Origin of the sequence: Clostridium sp. (genome assembly GCF_050717545.1) — a bacterium.
In the GTDB taxonomy this organism is placed as follows: domain Bacteria; phylum Bacillota; class Clostridia; order Clostridiales; family Clostridiaceae; genus Clostridium_AD.
Genome location: NZ_JBOITN010000002.1, coordinates 37618 through 49280, shown reverse-complemented (window position 1 = coordinate 49280; position 11663 = coordinate 37618). Strand labels below are relative to the sequence as shown.

Sequence of the window (11663 nt, the reverse complement as noted above, 5' to 3'; positions counted from 1 at the left end):
TAATAAAGAAAAACTAGATAATCTTCTTCCATGGTCTAAGGATTTACCGGATAGTTGCAGAAAGCCACTAAAGAAATAATATCATAGCCCAAGCCTTAGTTTAAGGTGTGGGCTATTTTACGCTTACCGTTGTAAAATTTGTAAGCATAGCGTAAAAGTTTTACTTTCTAACAATCTTTTATGTCATTGTAGTGACAAAACTAAAGATTAATTGTAAACTAAAGAAATTAATTTTAAAGTACTCAGTGGGATTGAAGCTTCCCTGAATTTTCAACACTTATTGACAGGAATGGTAATCTGAATAAAGGTATTTGGAAATTAATGTAGAATTATAATATGTGTAAAGTTAAGTATCTAGAGGGTGTATAGCTATAGATGACTTAATACTGTTATGGCTAATAAGAAATAAACGCTGCAACTGTTAGGGCCATACTTTATGATGAAGTGTCCAGTGGATTAATATATAATATATAAGGTGAAAATAAAATAGTAATTGAAAATAATCAACACTTTTAAAGAAAAAATTGGAATTAAAAAGTTTTTTAGGATTTTGAGAAATTATGGGTTAAATATAGGAGGTGACTATAAGCTTTTATACATATTTACATTTATTAGTTGGCTGATGCGACCCCATTACAGAAATTGGTAACGCAGTGGACAAGTTCTGTTTGTTAACGAAATATATGACATTTTTTTAAGCCTATCTTATAGTCAATTAAAGGATTTATTTAGGAAGTCAAAGAGTAAACAAGAGCAAGATTTTTATATGATGTTATCTAATATGGTTTTACAAAGAGAACAAGAAAAGGTAATAGGTAAGTAATTATGCCAACCTATACAATATTTGCAGGTACCAATGGTGCTGGTAAAACTTCAATATATAAGTCGATATATTATAATGAAAATAAAGATGAAAAAAGAATAAACACTGATGAAAGTGTAGCCCGTATAGGCGCTTGGCAAGATAATAATCTTCAAATGAAATGTGCTAGAGAAGCAGTGAAACTAATAAAAAGTTATATTTCACAAGAAATATCATTTAACCAAGAGACTACACTATCTGGTAGAAGTATAATAAAAAATATAATGATTGCAAAGGATAATGGATTCTATATAGTGATGAATTATATAGGGGTTGAAAACCCTGAAATTGCAAAAGAGAGGGTTAGGCATAGGGTAAGTAAAGGTGGGCATGGAATACCTGAAGATACCATTGAAAGAAGATATTATGCATCACTAAAGAATTTAAAAGGGACTATTGAAATATGTGATGAAATCAATGTGTATGATAATACAGAAATATTTAAGGAAATAATTGAGTTCAAGGATGGCAATATAATTTGGGAAGATAAAAACATACCAAACTGGGCAAATAATTTATTAGATGTATAACTATTAAATATAATTATATTCAATAGTTATTTTTTTTATGGACCCACTCCATATTTTTTGATAACAAGATGAATTTAATTATAGTTAAATAAGTTATTGCTGGTATGCTTTTCTGCCCAATATATTATTCTGGTATTAATTATGATGATGATGTATATGGTAATACAAAAATTTTTAAGCAGATGATTGATTTCAAAGATGGTAAACTAATCTGTAAAGATAAAAATGTGCCGAGGTGGACAAATACTTTATAAACAAATAGCTTATAAAGAGATGGAGCCAGCAGATATACTTATCCGCTGGCTCCATCTCTTTGGTTTATATAAATTTATATTTAATTAAAAGGGGCTATAATTATTAAAAATCAATTACTTTCTATGTACTTATAATAAGAATTCTTTGTGTCATTATAGTAACAAAACTAAGATTAATTGTAAATTAAAGAAACTGATTTTAAAATATTTATTACATTTGAAGATTCGCTAACATTTCAACACTTATTGACAGTAATGGTAATCTATATAAGGTTATTTGGAAGTTAATGTTGAATTATAGTATATGTGAAGTTAAGTATTTAGAGGATGTATATATATAGATGACTTAATACTATTGGAACTAATAAGAAATAAACTCTGAAACTGTTATTGCAACACTTTATGATGAGTGTTCAGGGGATGAATATATAAAAGGTGAAAATAAAATAGTAACTGAAACAATCAACACCTTTAAACAAAGATTTAGAATTAAAAAACCTTTCAGCATTATGAGGAAGTATGGGTTAAATAATTGAAAGTAATATAAACTTTTATACGAATCTTACATATATTAGTTGGCTGGTGCGACCCCATTACAGAAATTGGTAACGAAGTGGATAAGTTCTGTTTGCTAATTTAGACGTATAGAGAAATTGTATAAGGACTCAATATTAAAACCAATAGACTTAGCTGATATGTGGAGAGAAATCTTGCCAAAGATATGAAATAGATAATGCAGTTGAATATTTTGCAAGTGATTTCTTTAGGAAACATAAATGCACGAATTTTACTCTGAAAATAGTAGATACACATTTAAAGAAAGATTTAGAATTAAAAAGTTTTTCAGGATTTTGAGAAGGTATGAATTAAATATATGATTATAAGTATAATATATATTATATTTAGGATATATTTATCCTAAATATGATATAATAATAGTATAATAATTTTAAATTATAGGAGGGTTGAATATGTTAGTAAATAGCCAAAAGATAGTTTCGATATCGGAAGCTAATCAGAATTTTTCTAAAATAGCTAAATTAGTAGATGAGGACAAATCTGTAGTCATAATGAAAAACAATAAGCCTAAATATATCCTTTTAGATTTTGATGAGTTTAGCAAAGGGGCAATAACAGAGGAGGAAAAATTAGAGACAATTGCTGATAGAATATTATTTGAAAATTTAGAAGCATTTCAGGAATTAGCTAAATGAAATATATATCAGTCCAATATATTCAGAAAATGCATGAAAACTTGATAATTGCAACCGGTGGTTCAAAGGGGATAAGGATATAGAACTTTTGAAATCTTCAATTGAAAACTCAAAAGTAACATTCGGCGGAGAAGATTTATACAAAACAATTGAAGAAAAATGCTCTAATATATGCTACTGCATAATAAATAACCATACTTTTATAGATGGGAATAAAAGAGCTGGAATATATGTAATGTTAATTTTATTAGAATATAATCAAATTAAATTATCATTTACACAAAAAGAATTAATAGATTTAGGATTAGGTGTAGCAAAAGGAGAAGTGAAACAGGAAAATATAACTCAGTGGATAAAAAGCCATAAAGATGTCTGCTAATGAGTATATTGAAAAATTAAATAGATGTAACAGCAAGAGGTTATTTCATAGAGTAATCTATGGAGTAGGCTTTTTCTAATTATTTTAATAACGAATCAGTAATTATTGATAAATATATTACCTTATATAGAGGTATATGGAAATTAATGTAGAAATATAGTATATGTTAAGTTAAGCATCTAGAGTGTGCGTAGCTATAAAGGACCTCATACCAGGGGCTAATAAGAAATAAACGTTGCAACTGTTAGGGCTATAATTTATGATATAGTTACAGGGTTTAAATAAAAAATTTAGAGTGGAAGTTGAAAGAATAAAACAAATTCTCAATGGTGGAGAAAGTATAACTGTTGAGTTCAAGCAAAGTAAAAATAAATTAAATAAAGATGTTTTTGAATCGGTATGCGCTTTTCTAAATCGAAATGGAGGTCACCTATTTCTTGGTATTGAAGATAAAGGTGGTATTGTAGGAATTAATCCGCACGCGATAGAGAAGGTTAAGAAAGAGTTCGTGACTTTCATGAATAATCCTCAAAAAATTAGCCCAACCTTCTATTTATCCGTTGAAGAAATAGAGATTAAAGGGAAAGTGGCTCTTTACATCTTTGTACCGGAGAGTTCACAGGTTCATAGGTGTAATGGGAAGATTTTTGATAGGAATGAAGATGGGGATATGGACATCACTGATAATACGAATCTCGTTTCTGAAATGTACATGAGAAAACAGGGCACATATACGGAAAATCGTATTTTCCCATTTGCGAAAATATCTGAACTAAAGGCTGAACTTTTAATAAAAGTTAGAAAAATGGCTGCAAATCAAAGATTAGATCATCCTTGGAAATCAATGAATGACCTAGAACTTTTAAAAAGTGCAGGCCTATTTCTTAGAGATCCTCAAAGTGGTAAAGAAGGCATTACTCTTGGTGGTATTCTCATTTTTGGAAATGAAGAGTTGATTCATGCAGCGTTGGCCCATTATAGAACTGATGCAATTTTACGAAGAGTAAATTTAGATCGATATGATGATAGGGATGATATTCGCGTTAATCTGCTAGAGAGTTATGAACGTTTGATGCAGTTTGTTTCAAAGCATCTAAATGATAATTTTTATCTCGAAGGCGATATAAGAATTAGCCTTAGAGACAAGATTTTTAGAGAAGTTATTTCTAATTTACTCATTCATAGAGAATTTGCTAACCCATTCCCGGCAAAGCTGGTTATTGAAAAAGATAGAGTTTATGTTGAAAATAGCAATAAGTCTCATGGGAACGGCATCATTGATCCTGAAAACTTTTCACCGTTTCCGAAGAATCCAACAATAGCAAAATTCTTCAAAGAAATTGGATGGGTGGATGAATTGGGATCAGGAGTTAGGAATATTTACAAGTACAATAAAATATACTCAGGTGCAGAGCCTACCTTTATTGAAGGGGATATTTTTAAGACGATTATTCCGCTGACCCCGCAAGCTACCCCGCAAGCTGATAAAGAAGTAAAAGAATTATTGGAATTTTGTGCAATACCAAAAACCAGAAGTGAAATGCAACAATTTATGAAACTTAGTGATAGAGAGAATTTTAGAAAGAACATTTTAAACCCTTTGATTAAAGGGGGGGTATTGAAATTAACAATGCCAGAGAAACCTACAAGTCCCAAACAGAAATATTATTCTAAAATAAGATAATACGTCATATTCAAATGATTTATACTAAGGCGATGACGTCCATTCATCGTCTTACTCATTGTGGATGGGTAAAATTTTAATAAATGAAGGACTTATTCTACTTTATTGGAATGAGGGAAAGTATATTTCAGAGCAAATGAAAACGCAAAAATGGGAAAGCTCATATATTAATGAGATAGCAAGATTTATATGAGAAAACTGTCCTGAGATTAAAGGATTTAATTAATGTGGTCTTTATAGAATGCATAATAACATCGTAGTAGGGATGAAGACAGATACACTTGCAGTAATGCTACACTTCGGGTCCAATCATATATGGTTATAATTTCCTTGTATTTAAATTTCTTAACAGATAATCCCTATCCCTAGTTCAGATGGGAGGGTGTAATTTTTTTACCTCAATGAATTTTCGTATGTGCAGAAGGAAAATAACTTTATGGTGGTTGGAGAATAAGTGTGAGACGTATCCAGGTAAGAACTGAAAAGAACGGAATATAGAGGAGACTGCAAGCGTAAAATAGTCCCCACCTTAACCTAAGGGCTGAACTATTTTACGCTTGCTAAATGACGATAAAAATCTATAAAATTTGTATTGTTTAACGCAGATTTTATTTTAAAAATAGTAGATACACTTTTAAAGAAGATTTAGATTTAAAAGTTTTTAGGGATTTTGAGGGAGTATGAATTAAATAATTGAAGGAAATATAATCTTTATACAAAATTTACATTTATTAGTTGTCTGGTGCGACCCCGTTGTAAAATTTGTAAGCAGCGCGTACAAGTTTTACTTTCTATTGGAAGATACCAGGATTTGATGTCATTATTGTGTATAGTTGTAATAGGGAGTGTTTTTGGATATATATTTATAAAAACTAAATCTTTATACCTCTCTATTGGATTACACTTTGCTTGGGATTTTTTCAGCTCACTTTTCGGTGTTGGAAAATCAATGTTTAATACAAACTTCATTTTAGTGTTTGAAAGCTCTAAAACTAGTGATTTCTTTGCGAATTTAATAATAGTAATCACATTTATCATATTATTTTTTGTTGTGGTATTTAAGTATAAAATGGATGAATCAAAAGGGAATTATAATTTGATAAATAAATCATAAAAAGTAGTTGTCACCAGAAAAACGTGAAGAATTACATAAAGTTGAGGTTTATGATTGCTAACGAATTTAAGATTAATAAGGTAATAGTTTATTATAATAGTGTATTGGTATATAATATTATATAAATAGTTAGAATTGGAGGTATTAGATATGGAAATTAAGAATAACGAAATATATGACATTTTTTTAAGCCTATCTTATAGTCAATTAAAGGATTTATTTAGGAAGTCAAAGAGTAAACAAGAGCAAGATTTTTATATGATGTTATCTAATATGGTTTTACAAAGAGAACAAGAAAAGGTAATAGGTAAGTAATTATGCCAACCTATACAATATTTGCAGGTACCAATGGTGCTGGTAAAACTTCAATATATAAGTCGATATATTATAATGAAAATAAAGATGAAAAAAGAATAAACACTGATGAAAGTGTAGCCCGTATAGGCGCTTGGCAAGATAATAATCTTCAAATGAAATGTGCTAGAGAAGCAGTGAAACTAATAAAAAGTTATATTTCACAAGAAATATCATTTAACCAAGAGACTACACTATCTGGTAGAAGTATAATAAAAAATATAATGATTGCAAAGGATAATGGATTCTATATAGTGATGAATTATATAGGGGTTGAAAACCCTGAAATTGCAAAAGAGAGGGTTAGGCATAGGGTAAGTAAAGGTGGGCATGGAATACCTGAAGATACCATTGAAAGAAGATATTATGCATCACTAAAGAATTTAAAAGGGACTATTGAAATATGTGATGAAATCAATGTGTATGATAATACAGAAATATTTAAGGAAATAATTGAGTTCAAGGATGGCAATATAATTTGGGAAGATAAAAACATACCAAACTGGGCAAATAATTTATTAGATGTATAACTATTAAATATAATTATATTCAATAGTTATTTTTTTTATGGACCCACTCCATATTTTTTGATAACAAGATGAATTTAATTATAGTTAAATAAGTTATTGCTGGTATGCTTTTCTGCCCAATATATTATTCTGGTATTAATTATGATGATGATGTATATGGTAATACAAAAATTTTTAAGCAGATGATTGATTTCAAAGATGGTAAACTAATCTGTAAAGATAAAAATGTGCCGAGGTGGACAAATACTTTATAAACAAATAGCTTATAAAGAGATGGAGCCAGCAGATATACTTATCCGCTGGCTCCATCTCTTTGGTTTATATAAATTTATATTTAATTAAAAGGGGCTATAATTATTAAAAATCAATTACTTTCTATGTACTTATAATAAGAATTCTTTGTGTCATTATAGTAACAAAACTAAGATTAATTGTAAATTAAAGAAACTGATTTTAAAATATTTATTACATTTGAAGATTCGCTAACATTTCAACACTTATTGACAGTAATGGTAATCTATATAAGGTTATTTGGAAGTTAATGTTGAATTATAGTATATGTGAAGTTAAGTATTTAGAGGATGTATATATATAGATGACTTAATACTATTGGAACTAATAAGAAATAAACTCTGAAACTGTTATTGCAACACTTTATGATGAGTGTTCAGGGGATGAATATATAAAAGGTGAAAATAAAATAGTAACTGAAACAATCAACACCTTTAAACAAAGATTTAGAATTAAAAAACCTTTCAGCATTATGAGGAAGTATGGGTTAAATAATTGAAAGTAATATAAACTTTTATACGAATCTTACATATATTAGTTGGCTGGTGCGACCCCATTACAGAAATTGGTAACGAAGTGGATAAGTTCTGTTTGCTAACGTACCCCGGGGGTTTTTATGAGCGGAGCGAATTTGCTACTTCTAATAAACTGATGTTTTCTTGCAATCTCTTCAATTTTATTAAGGTTGTACACCTTTTCTAAATTATCAATTATTCGCTTTATTTTTTCTCTATTCAACGTAAATAACATCCTTTCGCTTATACTTATATATAGTTACATAAAGGTTATATATAAACTAATTATGTATTATTTAACAATAAAACAAAAAACAAAAGGTGTATTTTATACCATAATTAGGTATAAAATACACCTTTTATTAAAATAAATATTAATATTTTAAATCATAATTTTTACCCTGTTTTTATTCATATCTATATAAGATGTTTAATTAATATATTTCACTATTTACATTTAATGGTTACGTTAGGTTGATGGCTATGGGGGGTTTTTATGAGCGAAGCGAATTTGCTACAATTATATAATGTTTCCAATGTTACTGCTTCATTATAAAAAACCAGTATATGCTTGGATTATTGCCCTCATAAGCCCTCATATTTTATTCTTTTTAATGAAAATACCATATAACAGAATAAGATAAGCTCATTTTAAGCATGATATACATATTAATCATAAAAAGACAAGTGAAGGTTTTAGGATGGATGGATGGAAGACCTCCTCAAATAGAAGATAGAAATCAGCTTACAAAAATAATGAAATAAATATACTTACTTAGGTACATTAACTATAAAAGATTTATTAGAGGAGGTTTTTATTTATGAGTAAAAAACAACAATATCATTAATATTTTCTGAAATGGCAGGAATATGGAATGCTTATATGAGTGAAAGCTTAACGGTAAGAGTTCTAAGCTATTTTCTAAATAGAGTTGAAGATAATGAAACACGTGATCTTCTACAACAAACATTTGACAAATCAAATCAACATGTCACAGAGCTTACTGGTTTGTTTAATCAGGCAGGATTACCTTTGCCAGACGGATTTACGGATAATGATGTTAATATTAATTCCCCACGTTTATTTTCAGATACTTTCTACTTGGTATATCTATCATTTATGTCAAGAATTGCAATGTACAACTACACATTAATTTTAAATCAAATAGCTCGTTCTGATATTAGAGATTACTTCTCCAAACAAATTGATGATTCTATAGAACTATATAACAAACCAACAGATTTACGATTATCAAAGGGTATCTTTATAAGAGCACCATTTGTAGAAGTAGCTAAAAAAGTTGAGTATGTTAAAAGTCAAAATTTTATGATAGGGCTTTTGGGTGAAAAACGACCAATGCTTTTAAGCGAAGTTACTCAATTGTTTGGAATTACTTTTTCAAATATAATTGGAAGAGCGATAACTACTGCATTCGGACAGGTTTAACAGAATGAAGAAATATCAGATTTTTTCTTTAAAGGTAGAGATCTAACATCCAAAATAACCTCCGAATTAACAGAGGTTTTTTCAGATGACGATATTCCAGTTCCTTCTACTCCAGATTCTTTTGTAACTGATTCTACAATATCGCCTTTTTCAGAGAAATTGATGCTAACTCATATGTTAGTATTGTCCGCTTCAGCAGTAAGTAGTTTTGGCATGGCTATTTCACAAAGTTTAAGAGTCGATTTGTATGAAATGTATGCTAAATATACAACTCAAACTATGAAATACGCCCATAATGGCACTAAAATCATGATTGAAAATAAGTGGCTTGAACAACCCCCCACTGTATTAAAACATAAAGATCTAGTAGGAAAACAAAAATAATTTTCTTAATTATCCAGTAGTAAAAATTTAAATAGAAAGAAGGGTTTAAATGACAACCGAAGCAAAAATACAATTAACTTCAACAGAATTAGGTACATTATGGATGGAATATATTTCAATTTCAGGAAGGGTAAGCTTTTATAATTATTTTAAGGGGAAAACTATTGATAAAGAGGCTCAAAACCTATTAACTAATGTTGCAACTGAAATGCAAACTGTACAAAATGAAATTGCTAGTATATTTAATAATCAAAAGGTAGTTATTCCAATAGGATTTGCTGAACAAGATATTGTAAAAGAAGCACCTCCTTTGTTTGATGACATTTTTAATATAATGTTACTTCGCCAAATGTGCAAACTAGCTTTTGCGCATAATTCTGTATTTTTAGCTATGTCATATTCGATAGAAGTTCAAGATGTATTTAAACATCATATAGAAGTTGCTGAAAGATATTATACTTTGACAACAAACTATCTATCAGTAAAAGGAGTGCTTGCAAAACCACCATATGTAACTATGCCAAAACAAGTAGAATTTATTGAAAATAAGAATTATATGAGTGGAATTAACCCCTTTTCTGCAAAACGTTCATTAAATACACTTGAGGTTGGCTTTCTTAATGAAGCTATTGAAGATAACATTTTTGGTATGCAGTTGATGACAGGATTTGCACAAGCCGCCAAAGAAAGTGAAGTTAAAAAATACTTCATAGAAGGTAAAGAATTATCAAAAAAAATTATTTCAAAATTGAGTGATTTGTTATTACAAAGTGATATTCAGCCTCCGAGTACATGGGCAGGTAGAGCTACAGATTCAACTATGGCACCTTTTTCGGATAAACTTATGATGTTTAAAACCAATTTAATAACCAACTCAGCACTAGGTTTAAATTCTTTAGGTTCAGCTTTTAGTTTGAGAAGCGATTTACATACAAAGCTTGCAACTATTGTTGAGGATACATTTGATTTTGCAAAAAAAGGTGGGAAAATAATGATTGCACATAAATGGATGGAAGAACCACCTCAAATGGAAGACAGAAATCAGCTTACAAAATCTAAATAAAAAGTGTCGCTATTAAAGAGGAGTGATTATTTTGAAAGATGATAAACTAGTGATAGCAGGAGTAATAGGTGCTTTATCTACAATTCCATCAGAGATTGTGACTCAAATATTAGCAAAACAAATTGTGGTTACAATTTGTTCACGACCAACGGTGGGGGGGGGGCTTTATGAGCGAAGCGAATTTGCTAAATAGGGATAGACAAGTATAACTTGAAAAACTAGCGCGTTGTTGAAGTAGTTTAGAAAGAAATGGAGCCAACAGATATATATATCTGCTGGCTCCATTTCTTTGGGTTTATGTAAATTTATATTTAATTAAAGGGGGACTCTAATTAAAAAAATCAATTGCTTTCTATGTACTTATAATAACAATCTTTTATGTCATTGTAGTGACAAAACTAAAGATTAATTGTAAATTAAAGAAATTAATTTTAAAGTACTCAGTGGGATTGAAGCTTCCCTGAATTTTCAACACTTATTGACAGGAATGGTAATCTGAATAAAGGTATTTGGAAATTAATGTAGAATTATAATATGTGTAAAGTTAAGTATCTAGAGGGTGTATAGCTATAGATGACTTAATACTGTTATGGCTAATAAGAAATAAACGCTGCAACTGTTAGGGCTATACTTTATGATGAAGTGTCCAGTGGATTAATATATATAAGGTGAAAATAAAATAGTAATTGAAAATAATCAACACTTTTAAAGAAAAAAATGGAATTAAAAAGTTTTTTAGGATTTTGAGAAATTATGGGTTAAATATAGGAGGTGACTATAAGCTTTTATACATATTTACATTTATTAGTTGGCTGATGTGACGCCATTACAGAAATTGGTAACGCAGTGGACAAGTTCTGTTTGTTAATAGTTGTTAATAGAAGGTAAACAGTAAAACTAACTACGAATCAGTTGGTCGCGCCGTCGCTCTAGTGGGGCGATACAAAAGCCCTAGAAATTTTAATTCTTCTAGGGCTTTTGCTATTTTAACTGTCTACAACAGCCTGTATTTTATTTAGAAAAAACAAGGAGAATTTGAAAT

The 11663-nt window shown here is 29.4% G+C and carries 13 protein-coding genes; 12 read left to right on the top strand and 1 reads right to left on the bottom strand.

All coding sequences use genetic code 11. The features are described from left to right. Positions 1 to 825 precede the first annotated feature (825 nt). The 8 genes from ACREVX_RS00435 (at position 826) to ACREVX_RS00400 (ending at position 6921) form a co-directional block, all read left to right on the top strand. Positions 826 to 1392 carry an ATPase gene (locus ACREVX_RS00435; RefSeq protein WP_431542061.1) on the top strand — a complete coding sequence of 189 codons (567 nt, stop codon included), beginning with the start codon at positions 826 to 828 and terminating at the stop codon, positions 1390 to 1392. 1225 nt (positions 1393 to 2617) lie between these two features. Further along, positions 2618 to 2860: a type II toxin-antitoxin system prevent-host-death family antitoxin gene (locus tag ACREVX_RS00430; RefSeq protein ID WP_431542071.1), complete on the top strand. Its 243-nt coding sequence runs from the start codon at positions 2618 to 2620 to the stop codon at positions 2858 to 2860. Between the two features lie 88 nt (positions 2861 to 2948). Continuing rightward, complete coding sequence (locus ACREVX_RS00425) at positions 2949 to 3239, top strand: type II toxin-antitoxin system death-on-curing family toxin (RefSeq protein ID WP_431542069.1); 291 nt, start codon at positions 2949 to 2951, stop codon at positions 3237 to 3239. 295 nt (positions 3240 to 3534) lie between these two features. After that, positions 3535 to 4923: an RNA/DNA-binding domain-containing protein gene (locus tag ACREVX_RS00420; RefSeq protein WP_431542067.1), complete on the top strand. Its 1389-nt coding sequence runs from the start codon at positions 3535 to 3537 to the stop codon at positions 4921 to 4923. A 64-nt stretch (positions 4924 to 4987) separates the two neighbouring features. Then, positions 4988 to 5116, top strand: coding sequence for a hypothetical protein (locus ACREVX_RS00415; protein ID WP_431542065.1), 129 nt, complete (start codon positions 4988 to 4990; stop codon positions 5114 to 5116). 621 nt (positions 5117 to 5737) lie between these two features. Beyond that, positions 5738 to 6037 (top strand): CPBP family glutamic-type intramembrane protease, encoded by a 300-nt coding sequence (locus ACREVX_RS00410; protein WP_431542074.1) that lies wholly within the window; start codon positions 5738 to 5740, stop codon positions 6035 to 6037. 150 nt (positions 6038 to 6187) lie between these two features. Beyond that, positions 6188 to 6352: a hypothetical protein gene (locus ACREVX_RS00405; protein ID WP_431542063.1), complete on the top strand. Its 165-nt coding sequence runs from the start codon at positions 6188 to 6190 to the stop codon at positions 6350 to 6352. 2 nt (positions 6353 to 6354) lie between these two features. After that, positions 6355 to 6921, top strand: a complete 567-nt coding sequence (locus ACREVX_RS00400) for an ATPase (RefSeq protein ID WP_431542061.1) — start codon at positions 6355 to 6357, stop codon at positions 6919 to 6921. 885 nt (positions 6922 to 7806) lie between these two features. Here the strand turns inward: ACREVX_RS00400 and ACREVX_RS00395 are convergent. Further along, on the bottom strand, positions 7807 to 7950 hold the full coding sequence (locus tag ACREVX_RS00395) for a hypothetical protein (RefSeq protein WP_431542060.1): 144 nt from the start codon (positions 7948 to 7950) through the stop codon (positions 7807 to 7809). 615 nt (positions 7951 to 8565) lie between these two features. Between ACREVX_RS00395 and ACREVX_RS00390 the strand changes: the two genes are divergently transcribed. Genes ACREVX_RS00390 through ACREVX_RS00375 form a run of 4 tightly spaced genes read left to right on the top strand, consistent with a single transcriptional unit; the run spans position 8566 to position 10814 of the window. Beyond that, entirely contained in the window at positions 8566 to 9174 is a 609-nt protein-coding gene (locus tag ACREVX_RS00390; RefSeq protein ID WP_431542073.1) for a DUF3231 family protein, read from the top strand. 12 nt (positions 9175 to 9186) lie between these two features. Further along, a complete protein-coding gene (locus tag ACREVX_RS00385; RefSeq protein WP_431542072.1) occupies positions 9187 to 9558 on the top strand; it encodes a DUF3231 family protein in 372 nt (123 codons plus the stop codon). Positions 9559 to 9607: 49 nt separating this feature from the next. Beyond that, positions 9608 to 10621 carry a DUF3231 family protein gene (locus ACREVX_RS00380; protein WP_431542058.1) on the top strand — a complete coding sequence of 338 codons (1014 nt, stop codon included), beginning with the start codon at positions 9608 to 9610 and terminating at the stop codon, positions 10619 to 10621. A gap of 31 nt (positions 10622 to 10652) precedes the next feature. Beyond that, positions 10653 to 10814: a hypothetical protein gene (locus ACREVX_RS00375; protein ID WP_431542056.1), complete on the top strand. Its 162-nt coding sequence runs from the start codon at positions 10653 to 10655 to the stop codon at positions 10812 to 10814. Positions 10815 to 11663: the final 849 nt, after the last annotated feature.